The sequence below is a fragment of the Paractinoplanes globisporus DSM 43857 genome, from assembly GCF_000379645.1.
In the GTDB taxonomy this organism is placed as follows: Bacteria; Actinomycetota; Actinomycetes; order Mycobacteriales; family Micromonosporaceae; genus Actinoplanes; species Actinoplanes globisporus.
In genome coordinates this window covers 19,265-40,333 of sequence record NZ_KB903317.1, presented here as the reverse complement: position 1 = coordinate 40,333, position 21,069 = coordinate 19,265, and the positions used below count along the sequence as shown (strand labels likewise).

General features: G+C 70.0%; 19 protein-coding genes. 13 read left to right on the top strand and 6 right to left on the bottom strand.

The features are described 5' to 3' along the window. Nucleotides 1-88: 88 nt before the first annotated feature. Both A3CQ_RS0130155 and A3CQ_RS0130150 read left to right on the top strand, forming a co-directional pair. Nucleotides 89-2,140, top strand: a complete 2,052-nt coding sequence (locus tag A3CQ_RS0130155; RefSeq protein WP_020514683.1) for a DNA gyrase/topoisomerase IV subunit B — start codon at nucleotides 89-91, stop codon at nucleotides 2,138-2,140. A gap of 14 nt (nucleotides 2,141-2,154) precedes the next feature. Next, a complete protein-coding gene (locus A3CQ_RS0130150; protein ID WP_020514682.1) occupies nucleotides 2,155-4,674 on the top strand; it encodes a DNA gyrase/topoisomerase IV subunit A in 2,520 nt (839 codons plus the stop codon). 129 nt (nucleotides 4,675-4,803) lie between these two features. Here A3CQ_RS0130150 and A3CQ_RS0130145 read toward each other — a convergent pair whose 3' ends face one another. After that, nucleotides 4,804-5,466: a hypothetical protein gene (locus A3CQ_RS0130145; protein ID WP_020514681.1), complete on the bottom strand. Its 663-nt coding sequence runs from the start codon at nucleotides 5,464-5,466 to the stop codon at nucleotides 4,804-4,806. 35 nt (nucleotides 5,467-5,501) lie between these two features. On the opposite strand from A3CQ_RS0130145, the gene A3CQ_RS0130140 reads away from it, so the two are divergent. Then, a complete protein-coding gene (locus tag A3CQ_RS0130140; RefSeq protein WP_020514680.1) occupies nucleotides 5,502-5,687 on the top strand; it encodes a hypothetical protein in 186 nt (61 codons plus the stop codon). On the opposite strand, the gene A3CQ_RS0130135 is transcribed toward A3CQ_RS0130140, so the two are convergent. The 3 genes from A3CQ_RS0130135 to A3CQ_RS0130125 all read right to left on the bottom strand — a co-directional run bounded on the left by A3CQ_RS0130135 (nucleotide 5,661) and on the right by A3CQ_RS0130125 (nucleotide 8,065). Then, the gene (locus tag A3CQ_RS0130135) at nucleotides 5,661-6,662 is read right to left on the bottom strand and encodes an App1 family protein phosphatidate phosphatase (protein ID WP_020514679.1); all 1,002 of its coding nucleotides are present in this window, start codon (nucleotides 6,660-6,662) and stop codon (nucleotides 5,661-5,663) included. The genes A3CQ_RS0130140 and A3CQ_RS0130135 overlap by 27 nt on opposite strands. Nucleotides 6,663-6,809: 147 nt before the next feature. Continuing rightward, nucleotides 6,810-7,529, bottom strand: a complete 720-nt coding sequence (locus tag A3CQ_RS0130130; RefSeq protein WP_020514678.1) for a hypothetical protein — start codon at nucleotides 7,527-7,529, stop codon at nucleotides 6,810-6,812. Nucleotides 7,530-7,720: 191 nt separating this feature from the next. After that, a complete protein-coding gene (locus tag A3CQ_RS0130125) occupies nucleotides 7,721-8,065 on the bottom strand; it encodes a hypothetical protein (protein WP_157296526.1) in 345 nt (114 codons plus the stop codon). A gap of 92 nt (nucleotides 8,066-8,157) precedes the next feature. On the opposite strand from A3CQ_RS0130125, the gene A3CQ_RS54555 reads away from it, so the two are divergent. From A3CQ_RS54555 to A3CQ_RS0130085, 8 genes are all read left to right on the top strand, one after another. Next, nucleotides 8,158-8,994, top strand: a complete 837-nt coding sequence (locus tag A3CQ_RS54555) for an NAD-dependent protein deacetylase (RefSeq protein WP_020514676.1) — start codon at nucleotides 8,158-8,160, stop codon at nucleotides 8,992-8,994. A 214-nt stretch (nucleotides 8,995-9,208) separates the two neighbouring features. Further along, complete coding sequence (locus A3CQ_RS0130115; RefSeq protein ID WP_020514675.1) at nucleotides 9,209-10,210, top strand: LacI family DNA-binding transcriptional regulator; 1,002 nt, start codon at nucleotides 9,209-9,211, stop codon at nucleotides 10,208-10,210. Nucleotides 10,211-10,358: 148 nt separating this feature from the next. Then, nucleotides 10,359-12,044: an ABC transporter substrate-binding protein gene (locus A3CQ_RS0130110; protein WP_020514674.1), complete on the top strand. Its 1,686-nt coding sequence runs from the start codon at nucleotides 10,359-10,361 to the stop codon at nucleotides 12,042-12,044. A 61-nt stretch (nucleotides 12,045-12,105) separates the two neighbouring features. Next, nucleotides 12,106-13,152 carry an ABC transporter ATP-binding protein gene (locus tag A3CQ_RS0130105; protein WP_020514673.1) on the top strand — a complete coding sequence of 349 codons (1,047 nt, stop codon included), beginning with the start codon at nucleotides 12,106-12,108 and terminating at the stop codon, nucleotides 13,150-13,152. Beyond that, nucleotides 13,149-14,129, top strand: a complete 981-nt coding sequence (locus tag A3CQ_RS0130100; protein WP_020514672.1) for an ABC transporter permease — start codon at nucleotides 13,149-13,151, stop codon at nucleotides 14,127-14,129. Before A3CQ_RS0130105 ends, A3CQ_RS0130100 begins: the two co-directional genes overlap by 4 nt. A gap of 3 nt (nucleotides 14,130-14,132) precedes the next feature. Next, nucleotides 14,133-15,203 (top strand): ABC transporter permease, encoded by a 1,071-nt coding sequence (locus A3CQ_RS0130095; RefSeq protein ID WP_020514671.1) that lies wholly within the window; start codon nucleotides 14,133-14,135, stop codon nucleotides 15,201-15,203. After that, nucleotides 15,200-16,207, top strand: a complete 1,008-nt coding sequence (locus A3CQ_RS0130090; protein WP_040433234.1) for an ABC transporter ATP-binding protein — start codon at nucleotides 15,200-15,202, stop codon at nucleotides 16,205-16,207. The genes A3CQ_RS0130095 and A3CQ_RS0130090 overlap by 4 nt, the downstream gene beginning before the upstream one ends. 62 nt (nucleotides 16,208-16,269) lie before the next feature. Beyond that, nucleotides 16,270-17,667, top strand: a complete 1,398-nt coding sequence (locus A3CQ_RS0130085) for a GH1 family beta-glucosidase (protein ID WP_020514669.1) — start codon at nucleotides 16,270-16,272, stop codon at nucleotides 17,665-17,667. A gap of 74 nt (nucleotides 17,668-17,741) precedes the next feature. Here the strand turns inward: A3CQ_RS0130085 and A3CQ_RS54550 are convergent, their stop codons facing one another. Beyond that, complete coding sequence (locus tag A3CQ_RS54550) at nucleotides 17,742-18,944, bottom strand: ROK family protein (protein ID WP_020514668.1); 1,203 nt, start codon at nucleotides 18,942-18,944, stop codon at nucleotides 17,742-17,744. Nucleotides 18,945-19,060: 116 nt separating this feature from the next. On the opposite strand from A3CQ_RS54550, the gene A3CQ_RS0130075 reads away from it, so the two are divergent. Together A3CQ_RS0130075 and A3CQ_RS0130070 are read left to right on the top strand one after the other, a co-directional pair. Then, a complete protein-coding gene (locus tag A3CQ_RS0130075) occupies nucleotides 19,061-19,882 on the top strand; it encodes a class I SAM-dependent methyltransferase (RefSeq protein ID WP_020514667.1) in 822 nt (273 codons plus the stop codon). Between the two features lie 69 nt (nucleotides 19,883-19,951). Further along, nucleotides 19,952-20,161, top strand: a complete 210-nt coding sequence (locus A3CQ_RS0130070; RefSeq protein ID WP_020514666.1) for a hypothetical protein — start codon at nucleotides 19,952-19,954, stop codon at nucleotides 20,159-20,161. An 87-nt stretch (nucleotides 20,162-20,248) separates the two neighbouring features. Here the strand turns inward: A3CQ_RS0130070 and A3CQ_RS0130065 are convergent, their stop codons facing one another. Next, entirely contained in the window at nucleotides 20,249-21,028 is a 780-nt protein-coding gene (locus A3CQ_RS0130065) for an arginase family protein (RefSeq protein WP_020514665.1), read from the bottom strand. Nucleotides 21,029-21,069: the final 41 nt, after the last annotated feature.

Below are 21,069 nucleotides of genomic sequence, written 5' to 3'. Positions count from 1 at the left end.
CTCGGCTCGGTGCCGAAGAACTGTCGGAGGGTCCCGGTAGGCTCGCCGCGAATTGACCACACCTAGGGCCGATGGGAAGTGCCACCTCGTGACCGCGGAAATCCTGTACGGGGCTGACGACCTCACGCACCTCGAGGGGCTTGACGCCGTCCGGAAACGCCCGGGCATGTACATCGGCTCCACCGACAGCCGCGGCGTCAACCACCTGGCCAACGAGATCATCGACAACTCCACCGACGAGGGCGTCGCCGGCCACGCCACCAAGGTGGCCGTGATCCTGCACGCCGATGGCTCGGTCCAGGTCGACGACGACGGCCGTGGCATCCCCACCGACATCAACGCCAAGTCCGGCCTCAACGGCGTCGAGCTCGTGCTCACCCGCCTGCACGCCGGCGGCAAGTTCGGCGGCTCCGGCTACAAGACCTCCGGCGGCCTGCACGGCGTCGGCGCCTCCGCGGTCAACGCGCTGTCGCTGCGCTTCGACGTGACCATCAAGCGCGACGGCAAGGTCCACGAGATCTCCTTCCACCGCGGCGCTCCCGGTGCCTTCGACGGCCCCGGCCCGGCGGCACGCTTTCATCCCGAGTCGGGCCTGCGCGTCGTCCGCAAGATGAAACGCGGCGAGCCCGGCGGCACGTCCATCCGGTACTGGTACGACGCCCGCTACTTCGAGACCGGCGCCCGGCTCGACGCCGAGTCCGTCCGGGCCAAGCTGCGCAACACGGCGTTCCTGGTCCCCGGCGTGATGTACACACTGCGCGACGAGACGGCCGAGGAACCGGTCACCGAGACCTTCCACTTCCCGCGCGGCCTCACCGACATGGTCGAGTTCCTCACCCACGCGGGCGACAAGCCCGTCTCCGGCATCCTCATGGTCACCGGCGAGGGGACGTACAAGGAGAACGCCGCCGACGCCAACGGCGTCATGCAGTCGAACGTCGAGCGCCGCGCCGAGATCGAGATCGCGTTCCGCTGGGGCACCGGGTACGACCGCACGATCGAGTGCTTCACCAACACGATCCGCAACATGCACGGCGGCACCCACCGCAAGGGCTTCGAGCGGGCCCTGGTGCGGTCGCTCACCGAGGCGATCCGCAACACGCGCGGCCTGCTGCGCCCCAAGGAAGACCCGCCGGTCCTCGACGACCTGCTCGAGGGCATGACCGCGGTCATCCACGTCCGGGTGCCCGAGCCGCAGTTCACCTCGCAGACGAAAGACGAGCTGTCCACGGCCGGCATCACCCGGGTGGTCCAGGCGCTGGTCGAGGCCTACGTCAAGGAGTGGGTCGACGGCCGCCGCACCAAGACCGAGGCCCGCACCGTCCTGCAAAAGGTGGTCGACGCCGCCCGCGTGCGCCTGACGCAGAAGCAGCAGAAAGACGCCGCCCGCCGCAAGACCGCGCTCGAGGGCGCCTCGATGCCGCCCAAGCTGGTCGACTGCCGCGCCACCGGCATCGCCCGCTCCGAGCTCTACATCGTCGAGGGCGACAGCGCGCTCGGCACGGCCCGCATGGCCCGCAGCTCGGAATATCAAGCGCTGCTGCCCATCCGCGGCAAGATCCTCAACGTGCAGAAGGCGTCCCTCCAGCAGGTGCTCGACAACGCCGAGTGCTCGGCGATCGTGCAGGTGCTCGGCGCCGGCTCCGGCCGCACCTTCGAGCTGAGCGCGCTGCGCTACGGCCGCATCATGATCATGGCGGACGCCGACGTCGACGGCTCGCACATCCGCACCCTGCTGATCACCCTCTTCGCGAAATACATGCGACCGGTGATCGAGGAGGGCCGGCTCTTCGCCGCCATGCCGCCGCTGCACAAGGTGGTGACCAAGGGGCGCAACTCCGAGACCATCTATACGTATACGCAGCAGGAGATGGAAACCACCGTCGCCCGCTTCGAGCGCGGCGGCAGATCGGTGCAGAAACCGGTGCCCCGGTTCAAGGGCCTCGGCGAGATGGACGCCGACGAGCTGTGGGAAACCACGATGAACCCGGCCACCCGCACCGTCCGGCGCATCACGCTCGACGACGCCGAACGCGCCGAGGCCACCCTCGAGCTGCTGATGGGCGAGCGGGTCGAGCCGCGGAAGAACTGGCTGATCGAGGCGGCGGGCCGCATCGACCAAGAGACGATCGACGCCTGAGAGGTCGCAGCTTCATGGCACGCCGTAAGAACACCGAAAGCCGCGTCGACCTGTCCGCGTTCGACCAGGCCGGCGCCCGCGTCATCGACAACCCGCTGACGACGGAGGTCGAGGACTCGTACCTCGAGTACGCGTACTCGGTCATCCACTCCCGCGCGTTGCCCGACGCCCGCGACGGCCTCAAGCCCGTCCACCGCCGCATCCTCTGGTCGATGTCCGAGCAGGGCCACCGCCCCGAACGGGCATATGTGAAATCTGCCCGAGTTGTCGGCGACGTCATGGGCAAATACCATCCTCACGGCGATGTCGCCATTTATGACGCTCTAGTCCGTTTGGCCCAGGATTTCTCGCTGAATGCCCCTTTAATTGACGGGCACGGCAATTTTGGTAGCCCGGACGATGGACCGGCAGCGGCGCGTTACACCGAAGCAAGGATGTCGCGCGAGGCGATGTTGCTGGTCGGGGAGCTCGGCGAGGGCACGGTCGACTTCAAGCCGACCTACGACGGCGACGACGTCGAGCCCAAGGTGTTGCCGGCCGCCTTCCCCAACCTGCTGGTCAACGGCACGTCCGGCATCGCGGTCGGCATGGCGACGAACATGATCCCGCACAACCTCGGCGAGGTCGTGGCGGCCGCCCGGCACCTGATCACCAAGCCGGAGGCCGACCTCGACGAGATCATGCGGTTCGTGCCCGGGCCCGACCTGCCCACCGGCGGCCAGTTGCTCGGGCTCGACGAGGTGCGCCGCGCCTATGAGACCGGTCGTGGCGTGGTGCGCATGCGGGCGCGGGCGCAGACCGGGCCGCTCGAGGGCGGTCGCGGCCGGCAGGCGATCACGGTGACCGAGCTGCCCTACGGCGTCGGCACCGAGAAGATCATCGAGGCGATCACCGACGAGGTGAAGGGCAAGCCGATCACCACCGGCCCCAAGCGCGGGCAGCGGCAGGCGGCCCGGCTGCAGGGCATCGCCGACGTGAAGGACCTCACCGACCGTGAGCACGGCATCCGCCTGGTGATCGAGTGCAAGGTCGGCGTCAACCCGCAGGCCCTGCTGGCCGACCTCTACCGGCTGACCCCGCTGGAGTCGTCGTTCGGCATCAACAACCTGGTGCTGGTCGACGGGCAGCCGCAGACGCTCGGGCTCAAGGCGCTGCTGGAGGTGTTCGTCCAGCACCGGTACGACGTCGTCACCCGGCGCACGCAGTTCCGCCGCACCAAGCGCGCGGACCGCCTGCATCTGGTCGACGGCCTGCTCATCGCTCTGATCGACATCGACCGGGTGGTCGCGATCATCCGGGGCAGCGACGACGCGGCCGCCGCCAAGGCGTCGCTGATGAGCGAGTTCAGCCTGTCCGACATCCAGGCGACGTACATTCTGGACACCCCGCTGCGGCGGCTCACGCGTTTCGATCGCATCGAGCTCGAGACCGAGCAGGAACGCCTGCGCGAGGAGATCGCCGAGCTCTCCCGCATCCTCGACAACGAGGACGTGCTCAAGCAGGTCGTCTCCGACGAGCTGGCCGAGGTGGCGCGCGATTTCGGCGCGGCCCGCCGCACCACGCTGATCGACGGCGACCTCAAGGAGGTGCTCGCCGCCTCGGCTCCGGCCGGCCCGCTCGAGGTGGCCGACGACCCCTGCCAGGTGATCCTCTCCGCGACGGGCCTGATCGCCCGCACCGCCGCCGAGAGCGAGGAGGCCACCGAGGCCCGCCGCCGCTCCGGCCGCGTCAAGCACGACGCGGTCCGCGCCGTCATCCACTCCACGGCCCGAGGCCGCATCCTGCTGGTCACCAGCCGCGGCCGCGCGTTCAAGACCGACGTGCTCCCGCTGCCGGTCCTCCCCGAGCAGTCCGGCACGGTGTCGGTGCGCGGCGGCATGTCCGCCTCCGAGCTTGTGCCGCTCGAGCCCGGTGAGCGCGTCGTCGGCCTGGCCCCGCTGACCGACGGCACGCCCGGCATCGCCATGGGCACCCGCCAGGGCATCGTCAAGGTCTGCGCTCCCGAGTGGCCGGTGCGCTCCGACGAGTTCGAGGTCATCACGCTCAAGGACGGCGACGAGGTCCTTCAGGCGACCTGGCTGGCCGACGGCAACGAGTCCCTGGTCTTCGTCACCTCGGACGCCTCGCTGCTCCGCTTCCCGGCCAAGCTCGTCCGCCCGCAGGGCCTCAAGGGCGGCGGCATGGCCGGCGTCAGCCTGGCCGCCGACGCCGAGGTCATCTCCTTCAACGTCGTGGTCACCGCCGACACCGAGCACGGCGAGCCCATGGTCGTCACCTCCACCGGCACCCAGGTGAAGGTCACCCCGTTCGCGCAGTACCCGGCGAAGGGCCGTGCCACCGGCGGCGTCCGGGCCCAGCGCTTCCTCAAGGGCGAGTCCCGCCTGGCCGTCGCCTGGGTCGGCCCTCGCCCTGTGGGCGCCAGCAACACCGGCGACCCGGTCGACCTCCCCGACACCGACACCAGGCGGGACGGCTCCGGCGCCGCGGTCATCATGGGCCCCCAGATCGTGGGACACCTCATCGAGCGCGGCTGACCATTCCCTTCAGCGGTACGCGACGAGGGGCCCCCAGCCGCAGAAAACGCGAACCCCGCCTCCGGCGGCTGCCGCACGCGAGCCGAGCGGCCCTCCAGGCCGTAGCGCGCCCCTCGCGTGAGGCGGTGGCTAGGTGCTGGGGACGTCGACCTCGATCTCGTCGCCCAGTGTGAAGCCGGCGCACAGCTCCAGCTCGTCGCCGCTCCAGAAGCGGCCGGGGTCATACCAGTTGGGCTGGCGGCCGCGGGGGAGCAGGCCCATGTCCTCGTAGGTGACCGCTACGACCTCGGCGCAGTAGGCCGTTTCGAGGCTGGCGTCGTCTTGGTCAGGCGAGGGGGTGCGCTGCCATTTGCGGGGGCGGATCTGGGGGACTCGGCCGCGCACCCAGCGCCAGGCCAGCTGGGCCGAGGACGGGAAGGGGGTGCCGTCCAGGCGGGCCACCGTTTTCAGGGCCTTGTCCTCCATCGGCCTCGTCACGCCGGGGTCCAGCTGGCGCAGCCAGCCTCGCTGGCCGTAACGGTGGGCCCAGACCGTGACCGCGTCGCGGAGGTCGTGCAGCTGGACGCCGCGCTGGAAGGTGCCGGACCAGAGGTCGGGCAGGGACTTGCCCAGTTCGGCGTGCCACATCAGGGGTGGCATGTCCTCGATGACCAGGGACATGCCGACGTGGTTCACCGGGCTGTTGGTCAGGGTCTGGATGGCACGGTCGGGGCCGGAGCGGCCGCGGAAGATCCAGATGTCACCCGTGCGCGTCAGGTCTAGGGCCTGATCGAGACTGATAGCGGCGTCCACGTGTCTATCCTCGGATGATGCGTTGGTGGAAAGTAGTGGGCTTGGCCGGATTGGCGGGAGTCGCGGCCACCGGGGTGGTCGTGGCGCGGGCGGAGCGCAAGCGTAGGGCGTACACGCCGGACGAGGTGCGTAACCGGCTGCACCAGCGGCTCAGCGAGGCGGCCGCCGACCCGGAGGCGGACGTCAGAGCCGGCTCAGACGACATCAGTGTCGCGGAGTAGGGACCAGAGGCCGGCGCCGTCGGGCGCGGAGAACCAGGTCTTGCCCCCGGAGCCGACCGCTTCGGGGCTGCCGGCCGGGCCGGGGACCGCGCCGGCCAGCACCGCCTGGGTGGGCGACAGGCGGCGGATCGCCACGGCCGCCACATTTTCCGGGTGGGCGTGCGCGAACTCGGAGTAGATCTCCTGGTCGTGCTGGCCGTCGTCGCCGATGAGCAGCCACTTGATCTGCGGGAACTCGCTGGCCAGGCGGCGCAGCGTGGTGCGTTTGTGTTCCTGGCCGCTGCGGAACCAGCGGTCGGGCGTGGGACCCCAGTCGGTGAGCAGCAGGGGACCGGCGGGGTACAGGTGGCGGGAGAGGAACCGGGTGAGCGTGGGAGCGACGTTCCACGCGCCGGTCGACAGGTAGAACACCGGGGCGCCCGAGTTGGCCGTGACCAGCCGCTCGTAGAGGACCGCCATGCCGGGGACGGCCATCCGGGCGTGCTCGTCGAGGACGAACGTGTTCCACGCGGCGAGCAGCGGGCGGGGCAGCGCGGTCACCATGACCGTGTCGTCGATGTCGGAGATGAGGCCGAACCGGCAACTCGGGTCAACGACCCGGATCGGGGCCTCGGCCGGATCGGCGCCGTCGGTGGACAGCCGAGCCTTGGCCCAGCCGGGCTCGAGGTCGCCCTTGACCCGGCAGTCGACGTACCCGCTGCGGTCGGTGCGGGTCTCGGTGACGGTGTCGCCGATCTGGATGCGGACGACCGTGTTGTTGACCGGGGAGGTCATGAAGCTGCGCCAGCCGCGCACCTTTTCGATCCGCCGGTTTTTGTCGTGACCGCGGGTGAGCACGACGCGGGCCATCACGCGCGCCCAGCCGGGGGCGCCATAGCCCGTGTACGCCGTGATGACCGGGCGCCAGCCACGGTTGCGCAACCGGCGCTCGACGATCTCATGGAGGGCATCCTCCACCACCGCGGCACGGTGCATCCGGACCGCGGGCGGGGAGGCACCCGCCGGAGTCTGCGTCACGCTGGCCCCCTAACCGTCGAAGGTGCGGCGGTCATCCCGTGCGGTTACCGTACCCGCCCGGTACGACACTCGTTGAGTAATGGGAGGTCAGTCCATTCAGGACTTTCACGCCGCCGCCGGTAGCTCGGCCGTGGTCCACTGGTCGGCCCACCATTGTTCATCGACGGCCGGTTGCCCGGCGCCCGCGCGCGTGATGGCGGCCGCCGCCTCGGCCCGCAGGCAGCGCAGCGCCTCGGCCGCCGATTCGGCCTCCTGCCAGGCCGTCCGCTCCTTCGCGAGGGCCTTCTGGTACTCGCCGGAACGGTGGTCGCGGATCGCTCGCTTCAGCGCCGACTCCTGCACCACCGGGTGCAGTCGCGGGTTCCAGCCGCGGTGCGCGAAGACGTCGTTCAGCTGAGCGATGGAGATCTCCCGATTGCGGCAGGCCGCGCTCGCAGCGTGATGAAGGTAACGCTGACGCTCCGCATTCTCGCCCGGCTTGCGGCGCCGGCTCATCAGCGGATAGGCGCACGCCTTCGCGGCCTGCCGGGCGATCGTGTCGGCGGCGTCGAAGGCGAGCCAGGCCGCGTCGAGCTCCTGCTGCGCGGCGACCCAGTCGGCACGACGGCGCGCGGCGGTGGCGGCGGCCCGGTTGGCCGCGACGGAGACCTCGCCGGCGTAGCGGCGGGCGTCCGCGTCGGCCTCGGGGTCGGCCGGAGCGGCCGCGGCCGAGCTGGTGCGGCGAGCGAGCAGGCCACCGAGCAGGAACACACCGAGCAGCATGAGAACCCAGATCGCGGCGGCTTGCGGGACGGAGACGAAAAAGCTTTGCAGGGCGGTTTCCACGGAACACCTCACTGGGAGACGCGGCCTTTGCGGGGTTTGCGCTTCAGTGACGCGCCTTGCGGCACGCGGCGGAGACCCATTTGCCCGTACGCGTCGACGGGGTCGAAGCCTTCCGCAGCCGCGCGAGGAGCCTCCTCATCCGGCTCATCCGGCGGAGGTGACTCCCGCTTGCGGCGGGCAGCCGGGGATCGTCAGGCCGGCGGCGGTGCGCGCTCCCCGCGGACGCCGGGCCAGAGCCCGATCAGAACCGCAGCGAGCGACCCGGCGACCAGAAGCGGCGCTTCCTGGGAAACGACGGTCGCGGTCTCGGCGCGTACGGGAAAAGTGGCGGAAGGGGAATCGCTCAGAGTGACCGGCGGGGTTTGGGCCTCACCCACCGTGATCGAACTGCTTACCGCGATCGGGGCCGGCGGCGGGGGATCGGCGGCGAACGCCGGGGCCGTGAAGGCCAGCGCGAGCATCGCCAGGCCGGCGAGAAAACGCAGCAGGCGGCGGCCGTCCCAGTCCCGGGGGAGCACGCGCGCCACAGCAGTCACGGGATCAACCTACCGTTTCCGCCCGCAACGCGCAGGGAACGACCCGGTTGTGGTGATGTGAGAGAGTCCACCGGACGAGGGACCATTGTGGGGTGGACCTTCAGGTGGTGGAGCAGGTGGCGACCCTCGGCGAGTGGATCTCCGAGGGCGGCGTGGTGGTGCTGAGCGGCGCGGGACTGTCGACCGACTCGGGAATTCCGGACTATCGCGGGCCTTCCGGCTCGGCGCGGCGCAGCACGCCGATGACCTACCAGGCCTTCACCCGTGATCCGATCGCGCGGCGCCGGTACTGGGCGCGCAGCCATCTCGGCTGGCGCACAATCGGGCAGGCTCGCCCGAACGAGGGTCACCAGGCCGTGGCGCGGCTGCAGGAGCAGGGCGCGCTCGACGGAATAGTCACGCAGAACGTGGACGGGCTGCACCAGGCGGCCGGCGCCCGCGACGTGGTGGAGCTGCACGGCAACCTGGCCCGGATCACCTGCCTGGCCTGCGGCGCACTGACCCCCCGCGAGGAGCTCGGCGACCGGCTCGACGCGGCCAATCCGGCCTTCGCGGGGGTGGCGGTCGCGTTCAACGCCGACGGCGACGCCGAGCTGGCGGAAGAGTCGCTGGACGGATTTACCCTGGTGGATTGCCTGGACTGCGGCGGGATGCTCAAGCCGGACGTCGTCTACTTCGGTGAGACGGTGCCGCCGGAACGGGTCGCGCGCAGCTTCGAGCTGGTGGAAAGTGCCCGCACGCTGCTGGTTCTCGGCTCGTCCCTGACCGTGATGTCGGGCCGGCGGTTCGTGCTGCGGGCCGCGAAGCACGGGATTCGAGTGGCGATCGTCAATCGCGGGGTCACGCGCGGGGAGCCGTACGCAAGCCTCGTCATCGATGCCCCATTGGGCATCGTGCTTCCCCATCTGGCCTCCGTGCCGACCGGATAAATCCGGCTTTGTCGGGTCGGTTTCGGGGAGGTTACCGTCTCGATACACAAATAAAGTTTGTTTCTCATTGACGTGACCGGGGCCACTGTCGTTAACTGCCGGAACCGGTACCGAAACCGGTTCCGAAACGAGCGAGCAACATCGCCAGCGCGCGTCGGAAACGCGCCGCGCGTGGGCGAGAATTGCCTGCATGCAGACAGGAGGACCGGGACCAGTGCCGATCACCATCGCCGACGTGGCCGCCCGGGCGAAGGTCAGCAAGACGACCGTGTCTCGCGTGCTCAACGGCAAGGGTGAGCTCGACGAGTCGACCGCCGCGCGGGTCCGGGCGGTGATCGACGAGCTCGGGTACGTCCCGAGCTCCCGCGCCGTCGGGCTGGCCCGGGGCCGCACCCGGGTGGTGGCCATGCTCGTGCCGTCGCTGACCTGGCCGTGGATCGGCGAGGTGATCCAGGGCGCGGTCGACGTGCTGGAGACCGAGCGGTACGGCCTGCTGCTGTTCACCTGCAACCGCGGCGAGGAGTCGATGCGCCAGTTCGGCGCCCAGGTCTCCGCGAAGTCGTTCGACGGCCTGCTGGTCATCGAGCCCGAGGGCACCCTCGACTACATCGCCACGCTGCACCGCCGCGGCCTGCCCGTGGTACTCATCGACGACCGCGACCAGAGCACGGGCGAGATCCCGAGCGTCACCACCACCAACCACGACGGCGCCGGATCGGCCGCCCGCCACCTGCTCGAGATCGGCCGGCGCGCCCCGCTGGTGATCACCGGTCCCGAGCGGTTCGGCTGCACCGTCCAGCGCTCGGCCGGCTTCGCCTCGGTCTTCGCCGACGCCGGTCTCGCCATCCCGCCCGGGCGGGTCTCACTCGGCGACTTCACGGTGGACTGCGGCGCCGACGCCGTGCACACCGCGTTCGCCGCGGGGATCGAGTTCGACTCGGTCTTCGCCCACAACGACCTCTCCGCGCTCGGCGCGATGCAGGCGCTGCTCGACAGTGGGCGCCGCACCCCGCAGGACGTGGCGGTGGTCGGCTTCGACGACATCCCGACCGCGGCGCACACCCAGCCGCCGCTCTCCACAGTGCACCAACCGCTGAGAGAGATGGGCGAGGCCGCGGCACGCACGCTGCTCGCCCACTTCGAGGGCACACCCCTGCCCACGGAACCGACCGTCATTCCCACGTCGTTCGTGACCCGCGGCTCCACAGTCGCCTGACCCCATAGCCAAAAATCCGTCGTCGCGCCCCGACGACTGGCACCGCACCACCACACCGCGAGATCGGGACGCCGGCCCGCCAGGCCGGCGCCGCGATCCCGTACGCCCTCGGGCACCCCTCTTCACCCATTTCAGAGGAGCATTTGCGATGCAGAGAAGGAAACTGTTCGCGGTCGCCCTGGCGGGCGCGCTCGCCACGGGCGGTCTCGCCGCGTGCGGTGACTCGCCGAACGCCAACAAGGACAGCGCGAACAAGACGTCGGTCGACTACCTGAAAATCGGCATGCCGAACGGCACGCAGACCGAGAACCACAACCCCTTCGCGGGTACGTCGTCGGCGAACGCTCTGGGCTACAAGTGGATGATCTACGAGCCGCTGACCCAGTGGAACCCGGTCAAGCCGGCCGACCCGGCCAAGCCGTGGCTCGCCAGCGACGTGAAGTGGGCGGCGGACTACAAGTCGGCGGACGTGACGGTGCGGGACAACGCCACCTGGTCGGACGGGCAGAAGCTGACCGCCGACGACGTCGCGTACACCTTCACGCTGATCAAGGGCAACGAGGCGCTCAACCAGTTCGCGATCCCGTACGACGGGATCACGGTCAACGGCAACGTCGTGCACGTGACCTTCAAGTCGCCGCAGTTCGTGAACCAGAACAAGATCATGGCGAACACCCCGATCGTGCCGAAGCACATCTGGGAGAAGATCGCCGACCCGGCCACCGACATCAACAAGAACCCGATCGGCTCGGGCCCGTACACGCTGAAGTCGTTCACCCAGGCCGGCGTCGTGCTGACCGTGCGGGACAGCGGCTACTGGCAGGACCTGCCCAAGGTCAAGGAGCTGCGGTACACGTCCTACGCCGACAACAGCGCGCAGACCACCGCGCTGGCCAACGGCGAGGCGGAGTGGAGCTTCGTCTTCATCCCGAACTACCAGGCCACCTTCGTCTCGAAGGACCCGGCGAACCACAAGATCTGGGCGCCCGGCGTGCTCGGCATCCACGGCCTGTACATCAACACCACGATCAAGCCGTTCGACGACCCGAAGCTGCGCCAGGCGATGAACATGGTCATCAACCGGGCGGACATCTTCAACCAGGCCGAGGCCGGCTACTTCCACCCGCAGATCGACAGCGTGACCGGCCTGCCCGCGGGCGCCGGTGACGCGTTCGTCGCGCCGGAGTACAAGGGCAAGACCCTGACGCCGGACGTGAACGGCGCCAAGGCCCTGCTGCAGGGCGCGGGTTACAAGCTGAACGGCAGCACGCTGACCGACCCGGCCGGCAAGCCGGTCAAGATCACCCTGACCGACCCGGCGCCGTGGTCCGACTACCAGACCACGCTGGAGATCATCAAGACGAACCTGGCCGAGATCGGCATCCAGGCCACCGTCGACAAGGCCAACCAGGACAAGTGGGACCAGAACGTCCAGAAGGGCGACTTCCAGGCCACGATGCGGTGGACGAACGGCGGGGCCACCCCGTACGACATCTACCAGACCGTCATGGACGGCGACATGCTCAAGCCGATCGGCACCGCGGCCCAGCAGGGCAACTTCGGGCGGTTCAAGTCGCCCGAGGCCACCGACGCGCTCAAGGCGTACGCGAACGCCACCAGTGATGCCGACCGCACCACCGCGATGAACAAGATCCAGAAGATCTTCGTGGATCAGGCGCCGATGCTGCCGGTCGGCTCCGACAACGTCGGTGGCGCCTTCAGTACGAAGAACTGGATCGGCTGGCCGAGCGACGCCGACCCGTACGCGGGCATGCAGCCCACCCAGCCGTACGCGCTCGACGTCGTCCTGCACCTCAAGCCCGCCAACTCCTGATCGCCTTACGCCGCTCCCCGCCGGCCGGCGGGGAGCGGCACACCCTCGCAAAGGACGTGGCATGACGTCTCTCCAGGACGCCAAGGCCCCGGCCGACGAGGTGGTGCTGGAAGCGATCGGGCTTACCAAGCACTTCCCCGTCCGCCGGAAAGTGCGTGACCTCTTCACGCGCAAGCACGACGCGGTGCACGCCGTCGACGATGTGCACCTGACCCTCCGGCGCGGCAAGGTGGTCGCGCTCGTCGGCGAGTCCGGCTCGGGCAAGTCCACAGTGGCCCGCGTGCTGGCTCAGCTCTACCCGCGCACCGGCGGCGACATCCAGCTGCACGGGGAATCGACCCGGGTCAAGGCCGGCCGGCAGTTCCGCGGCTACGCCAGCCGGGTCCAGATGATCTTCCAGGATCCGTTCGCCTCGCTGAACCCGGTCCACACGGTCCGCTACCACCTCGCCCGGGCGCTGCGGATCCACCACAACGACGGCGGCGACCTCGAGGCGGCGCTGGCCGAACTGCTCACCCGGGTGAGCCTCACGCCGCCCGAGCGGTACCTCGACAAGTTCCCGCACGAGCTCTCCGGCGGCCAGCGGCAGCGGGTCGCGATCGCCCGCGCCCTCGGCGCCCGGCCCGAGGCGCTGCTCGCCGACGAGCCGGTGTCCATGTTGGACGTCTCGATCCGGCTCGGCGTGCTGAACCTGCTCCGCGACCTCAAGGAACGGCTCAATCTCGCGATCCTCTACATCACCCACGACATCGCGTCGGCCCGCTACTTCGCCGACGAGACCCTGGTCATGTACGCGGGCCGGATGGTCGAGGGCGGCGACAGCGAGTCCGTCACGCAGACGCCCGCGCACCCGTACACCCGGCTGCTGATCGACTCGGCGCCGGACCCGGACCGGCTCACCGGCGACACCGACCCGCTCGAGGAGGACCGGGGCAACGGCGAGCCGCCGAGCCTCATCCACCCGCCGACCGGCTGCCGCTTCCACCCGCGCTGCCCGGCCGTGATGCCGCGCTGCTCGACCGATCTGCCCGTCCGGCTGGAGATCGGCGACAAGCCCGGCCACTGGGCGGCGTGCTGGCTCTACGACACTGCGGGGGCCGAGAAGTGAGGTACTTCCTCCAACGCATCGCGTTCTACCTGTTCACGGCCTGGGCCGCGGTCACCCTGAACTTCTTCATCCCCCGGCTCGTGCCCGGCGACCCGGTGCAGGCGCTGATCTCGAAGTACCAGGGCCAGCTGAGCACCAAGTCGATCCAGTCGCTGTACGTCCTGTTCGGACTGGACAAGCACCAGAGCCTCTGGCAGCAGTACATCGACTACTGGAAGCAGATCTTCCACGGCGACCTCGGGCTGTCGTTCACGTTCTTCCCGGCGCCGGTCTCGCAGGTCATCGGCCAGGCGCTGCCGTGGACGGTGCTGCTGGTCGGCATCACCACGATCATCAGCTTCACGCTCGGCACCGGGCTCGGCGTGCTCGCCGGCTGGCGGCGCGGCTCGTGGGCCGACGGCCTGCTGCCGGTCACCACGTTCTTCTCGTCGATCCCGTACTTCTGGCTCGGGATCATCGCGATCTACCTGCTCGCCGGGCCGGACAGCTTCTTCCCGTCGTCCGGCGGGTTCGACTCGGAGCTGGTGCCGGCCTGGGACCAGTACTTCATCCCGAGCGCGATCCAGCACAGTCTGCTGCCGGCGCTGACCATCCTGGTCTCCTCGGTCAGCGGCTGGATCCTGGGCATGCGCAACATGATGGTGACGGTGTCCTCCGAGGACTACATCACCGTCGCGCACGCCAAGGGGCTGCCCGAGCGGCGGGTGGCGCTCTCCTACGCGGCGCGCAACGCGCTGCTGCCGAGCGTCTCCGGCTTCGCGCTGGCGCTCGGCTTCATCGTCGGCGGCACGCTGCTCGTGGAGATCGTCTTCTCGTACCCGGGGCTCGGCTTCACGCTGCTGCAGGCGGTGGGGGCCAAGGACTACCCGCTCATGCAGGGCATCTTCCTGATCATCACGATCGCGGTGCTGGTGGCGAACCTGCTGGCCGACGTCGCGTACCTGCTGCTCGACCCGCGTACCCGCAAGGAGGGCTGAGCGATGTCGATTCCCACCTCGAGCATCGAGCAGGTCATTCCCGGCCAGGGCTCGATGGCCCAGCCCGAGGTCGCGAGGCCCGGCCGGGCGCGGCGGCAGCGGTTCCGCTTCCTGCGCAGTGCCAAGGCCACGACCGGCCTGGTCATCCTCGGCATCTACGTGCTCCTGGCGATCATCGGGCCGTGGATCGCGCCGTACGACCCCAGCGCGCGCAGCAACGATCTGGTGCAGGGCCCGTCGGCCGACCACTGGCTCGGCACCACCCACCTCGGGCAGGACGTCTTCAGCCAGTTGCTGGTCGGCACCCGCAGCGTCATCTACGTCGGCTTCCTGGCCGCCATCATCGCGACCACGCTGAGCGTGCTGGTCGGCATCGCGGCCGGTTACATCGGGGGGAAGACCGACGACACGCTGTCGGTGTTCACCAACGTCGTCCTGGTCATCCCGGCCGTGCCGCTGATGATCATCATCACCTCGACGCTGAACAACGTCAGCGACACCCTGATCGCGGTGATCATCGGCCTCACCGCCTGGTCGTGGAACGCCCGGGTGCTGCGCGCGCAGACACTGTCGCTACGCCGGCGGGACTTCGTCGAGGCGTCCCGGGCCAGCGGCGAGAGCACCTGGCGGATCATCGGCTTCGAGCTGATGCCCAACCTGACCGCCGTGATCGCGTCCGGCTTCGTCGGCACGGTGATCTTCGCGGTGCTCTCCGAGATCACCCTGGCCTTCATCGGCGTCGTCAACAACGGCTGGAACTGGGGCACGATCCTGTTCTGGGCGCAGGGCCAGCAGGCGCTCGGCCAGGACGCCTGGTGGTGGTTCGTGCCGGCCGGCCTCGCGATCGCCCTGCTCGGCACGTCGCTCTCGCTGATCAACTTCGGCATCGACGAGTTCGTCAGCCCCCGGCTGCGCAGCGCGGGCAAGACCAAGGTCAAGACGGCGCAGGGCCGGACGATCCGGATGCGGATCGGTTTCACGCCGGTGCTGGAGTCCCCGATGGTGCAGGCGACGCGCATGGTCCCGACGATCAACACGGACGGCGCGACGCCCGTCGCGCGAGAGGCGAAATGATGGAGCCGGTACTCGAGATCCGCAACCTGAATGTGGACTACGGCCTCGGCGACCGGGCCGTGCAGGCGGTCCGGGACGTCAGCCTCACCCTCCACAAGGGAGAGGTGCTCGGCCTGGCCGGCGAGAGCGGCTCCGGCAAGTCCACCCTCGCGTACGGCATGACCCGGCTGCTGGCCCCGCCCGGCGCGATCACCGGCGGCGAGGTCATCTACCACCCCGAGCAGGGTTCGCCGTACGACGTGCTCGCGCTGAGCGACCGCGCGCTGCGGCAGTTCCGCTGGGCCGAGACCGCGATCGTGTTCCAGGGGGCGATGAACTCGCTCAACCCGGTCCACAAGATCTCGACCCAGCTGACCGACGTGCTCAAGGCGCACGAGCCGAAGCTGAGCGAGCACAGCCGCAACGCCCGGGCCCGGGAGATGCTCAAGCTCGTCGGCATCTCGACCGACCGGATGGACGCCTTTCCGCACCAGCTGTCGGGCGGCATGCGGCAGCGCGTGATGATCGGCATGGCGCTGATCCTGCAGCCGCAGGTGGTCATCATGGACGAGCCGACCACGGCCCTCGACGTGGTGATGCAGCGGCAGATCCTCGGCCAGCTGATCGACCTGCGCGAGCGGCTCGGCTTCTCGGTCATCTTCATCACGCACGACCTGTCGCTGCTGGTCGAGTTCTCCAACCGGATCGCCATCATGTACGGCGGCCGGATCGTCGAGGAGGCGCCCGCCGCCACCCTCTACCGGGACGCTCTGCACCCGTACTCGAAAGGGTTGCTGGGCTCTTTCCCGGCCCTGCGCGGTCCCCGGCGGGAGCTCTCCGGCATTCCGGGTTCCCCACCGGACCTCGCGGGCATGCCCACCGGCTGCTCGTTCCACCCCCGCTGCCCCAAGGCCTTCGAGCCCTGCTCCACCGCCATCCCGGTGCTCGGCCGTCCGGACATCCCGGATGGTGCCGGCCGTTCCGTCGCGTGCTGGCTCCATCCGGCCGAGCAGCCCGTCGGATGACGCAGGGGCCGGTCTTCTACCGCTGAGGACCGGCCCCGTCCTTATCCCCACTCTGGAGAGACATGAACCCCACTACCACCGCCGCACCGCTTCTCGCCGCGCCCATCGCCGGCCTGCCGCCCACGTTCCAGTGGGGCGTCGCCACCTCCGCCTATCAGATCGAGGGCGCAGCGTCCGAGGACGGACGGACACCGTCCATCTGGGACACCTTCTGCCGCAAGCCGGGCGCCGTGCACGACGCCGACAACGGTGACGTCGCGTGCGACCACTACCACCGGATGCCGCAGGACGTCGCGCTGATCAAGTCGCTGGGCGTGGACGCCTACCGGTTCTCGGTGTCCTGGCCGCGGGTGCAGCCGGGCGGGCGCGGGCCGGTGAATCCGGCCGGGCTCGCGTTCTACGACCGGCTCGTGGACGAGCTGCTGACCAACGGGATCGACCCGTGGGTGACGCTGTACCACTGGGACCTGCCGCAGGAGCTCGAGGACGCCGGCGGGTGGCCCGTGCGCGACACGGCGTACCGGTTCGCCGACTACGCCACCCTGGTCTTCGAGAAGCTCCAGGACCGGGTCGCCACGTTCACGACGCTGAACGAGCCGTGGTGCTCGGCGTGGCTCGGATACCAGGTCGGGGTGCACGCTCCGGGGCGGCAGAACTTCGGCGACGCGATCGCGGCCGTGCATCACCTGCTGCTCGGGCACGGGCTGGCCACGCAGCGGATGCGGTCGCTGGAGACCCGGCCGCACACCTACGGGATCACGCTGAACATGGGCACGGCCGATCCGGTCTCGGACACCGCGGAGGACCGCGAGGCGACGCGCCGGGCCGACGGGATGGGGCTGCGGATCTATCTCGATCCGCTGCGGCACGGGCGTTACCCGGAGGACATCACGTCGGAGCTGACGACCCCCTTCCCGGTCCAGGACGGCGATCTCGAGATCATCTCCACGCCGTTCGACGTGCTCGGGGTCAACTTCTACTTCGGACAGAACTTCGCCGGGACCGACGAGGCGGGCAACACGCACGACGCGTCCGGGGAGCCGGTCGTGCGGGCGGTGCTGCCCGACACCCCGCGCACCGCGATGGACTGGCCGATCACGCCGGACCGCTTCACCCAGCTCCTGGTCCGGCTGCACCGGGACTACCCCGGCCTTCCCATGGTCATCACGGAGAACGGTGCCGCCTTCCCCGACAACCCCGACTCGACCGGATTTGTCGCTGACGAGGCTCGTACCGCTTATCTGGCGACACACCTCAAGGCGGTGGCCGACGCCCGGCTGCAGGGCGCCGATGTGCGCGGCTACTTCGCCTGGTCACTGATGGACAACTTCGAATGGGCCGAGGGGTACGCCAAGCGCTTCGGCATCGTCCACGTCGACTACGAGACCCAGGCGCGCACGCCCAAGCAGAGCGCCCTCTGGTACCGCGACACGATCACCCGGACCCGCGAGGGTCGATGATTCTTCCGCCGGCGGCTTCGTGGGGATCAACCCCGGGGCTGTCGGCGGACCTCACACTCCCCTTGCTTCCCCTTTCAGCGGCGCGTGCGCTCGGACGGGCGGCGGGACTTCGGCGGCAGGGCCATCATCGGCTCCTCCGGCTCGGGGAGGCCGCCGTCGGCCAGCAGTTGCGCTATCGGGAGGGTCGCGGCGCCCATGGCCACCGCGTCCTGGCCGAGCGTGCACAGGTCGATGCTGGTCTGGCTGTAGGGGCGGCGCAGGGCATGGCGGGCGGCCGCCTCGCGGATCTCCGGGAGGAAGCGCCGGGCCAGGTGTGCCCCGGCGACGCCGCCGAGGACGATGCGCTCGGGGCTGAACAGGTTGATCAGGTCGGCGATGCCCGCCCCCAGGTAACCGACCGTCTCGGCGAAGACCGCCGCGGCCTCGGGCGGGAGGTCGTGGCCCAGTGTTTCCGCCAGCATGTCGGCGGTGTAGGGCTCGCCGGTCGCGGTCGCCAGGCGCCGGGCGATGCCGTCGGCGCCGACGTAGGCCTCGAGGCAGCCGCGTGCGCCGCACCGGCACAGCTCCCCGTCGTACACCAATGTGGTGTGTCCCCACTCGCCGGCGTTGCTGTTCGCGCCGCGGTAGCCGCGCCCGTCCATCACGACGGCCGCGCCCACCCCCGTACCGATCATGATGATGACCGCGTGGCGTGCCCCGTGCGCGGCGCCGAACCACATCTCGGCCTGGCCGAAGGTCTTGGCGCCGTTCTCCACGAAGATCGGCACGTCGGTGCCGGCCCGCAGCATCTCGCCCAGCGGCACGGCGTCCCATCCGGTCGACTGCGAGTCGACGACGCCGTCCTGGTCGACCACGCCCGGCACGCCCACGCCGAAGCCGAGCACCTCCGCGTCGGCCACGCCGGCGGCGGTGGTCACCGCGGCCAGGCCCGCCAGCAGCTGAGCCGCCACCTGTTCCGGGTCGTCGTCGTGCTCGAACTCGGCCGCCGCGAGCCGCGCCATCGACAGGTCGTAGAGCTCCACGAGGATGCGGGTCTCGGCCACGTCGGCGCCCACCACGTACCGGAATCCGGGTCGCACCTGCAGCAACACCCGCGGGCGGCCGCCGTCGGAGCCGACCAGGCCGGCCTCCTCGACCAGGCCCTCCTCGAGCATCTCGCCGATCAGGTTGCTGACGCTCGCCTGGCTCAGCGCGGTCGTGCCCGCCAGTTGCTGCCGGCTCTGCAGCCCGCCGTGGAACAGATCGGTAAGCAGGCTGGACCGATTGGCCCGGCGCACGTCACGCACCGTCGTACGCCTGCTCTCCAACCTCGCGCCCCCTCTGCTCACCTTCGTCGCCGGCCCGACCCGGAAACTCTACGGCGCGCGGGTCCCGGGACGTCTATGGTGCCCCCGTGACCGACTATCGAGACGTCAACCTTGCCCATTGGAACGGCCGCGCCGCCGCTCACGCCGCGTCTCCTGACTATCCGGTCGCCAGGCTGGTTTCCGACCCGTCGGCGCTGAGCGAGGTCGTGGAGTTCGATCGCGAGCTGCTCGGCCCCCTCGACGGACAGCGCGGAATCCACCTGCAGTGTCACATCGGCACCGACACGGTCTCCCTGTCCCGCCTGGGCGCCACCATGACCGGCCTGGATTTCTCCGACAAATCCCTGGAGGAGGCCCGCACCATCGCCGCCCGGGCCAACGCCGACGTCCGCTACGTCCAGGCGGATGTCTACGACGCCCTCGCGGTGGCCGGCGACGGCTACGACTTCGTCTTCACCGGCGTGGGTGCCCTGCTCTGGCTGCCCGACATCGCCCGATGGGCCCGGGTGGTCGCCTCGCTGCTCCGCCCCGGCGGCCGCCTCTTCCTCCGCGAGGGTCACCCGATGCTCTGGGCTCTCGACGATGAGCGCACGGACGCCCTCGTCGTGAAATATCCGTATTTCGAGGTCAAAGAGCCGATGGTCTACACCGGCGACGGATCCTACGTGCGGACCGACGTCGAGCTGAAGGGCAGCACCTCCTACGAGTGGAACCACGGCCTCGGCGAGGTGATCACCGCCCTGCTCGACGCCGGGATGACCCTGACCGGCCTGATCGAACACCGCTCGGTCCCGTGGGACGCCCTTCCCGGCCAGATGTACAAAACCCCCGACGGCGAGTACCACCTGAACGAGAACCCCGACCGTCTCCCGCTGACCTACACCCTCCAGGCGATCCGCACCGCTTGAGAAGTCCCGTTTAGAGATCGACGCGCACGGGGTACTCCATGGTCATCCCCAAACCACAGGAGACCCCCGATGCGCACAGGATCGATCGGCGCCGTAATCCTTGTCATCTGGCTGGTGCTCGGCACCGTAGCCGCAGCCGAACGCGGCTACTTCAAGGACACCGGCGACACCAGCTGCGCCAAGGCCGGCACCATCGTGGTCACCATCGTGGCCGGCCCGCTGAACTGGCTGGGCATCAACCCCAAGATCAAGTGCGACATCCCCGCCCCCAGCAAGTAGTCCCCCACCCAAGCGGGCGGCGGCGCAGGACCCACCACCTCCGCCGTCGCCCCCCAGCCCAGGACCCGTCGCCGCCTCGCTGAACGGTCAGCGGCCGGCGGGTTCGCTCCAGGCCACGTCGGCGCCGAGTGCTCCGGCGAGCCGGGTGATCGTCTCGCGCGTGGCCCGGTCGCCGACGCGGTCGGGCCGCCAGGCGCAGGCGATGCCGGCGGCTGTCACATCGCCGGTGGCGCAGACGGCGGCCAGGCATTCCTCGATCCGGGCGACGGACGGTCCGGGGCCGGAGGGGAAGCGCAGGCCGGGCAGTTCCGCGCTGTCGATGACATCCACGTCGAGGTGCAGGTAGACCGGCATCCCGCCGATCTCGTCGAGGGCCGAGGTGATCGCGGCCGGGTCGGCGGGCACACGACGGACCTGGCTGACGGTCAGGGCGTCCCGCTCGGCGGGATCGAGGTCCCTGGCGTCAGCGAGCACGGCGTGCGCGTCGGCCACCGGCCGCAGCCCGAGTGCGTCGCCGAATAGCTCGGGTGCCCGGCCGGTCAGCATCGCCAGCGCCATGCCGCCGACGTAGCCGCTGATCGTTATGGCCGGGGTGTTGAAGTCGCCGTGCGCGTCCAGCCACACCACGGCCAGGTCCCGATGGCGGCGCTGCAGCCCGGCCACCGCTCCCAGGGCGGCCGGGCAGTCGCCGGACAGCAGGAGCGGTCGGGTTGCCCGTGCCGCCGCGTCGGCGACCGCCTGGTACCGCTGCGTCACGTGGGCGGGCGCAGGGCTGATCGTCTCGGTCACGTTGGCGGGGATCGGGAAGGCCGGGATGTGCTCGTCGAGGTGCCACGGTGTGACGATGAGATCCCAGTCGGCCCGCATGGTGCCAGCCGATCAGCCGCCTTCCCTCGACGCAACCGAGT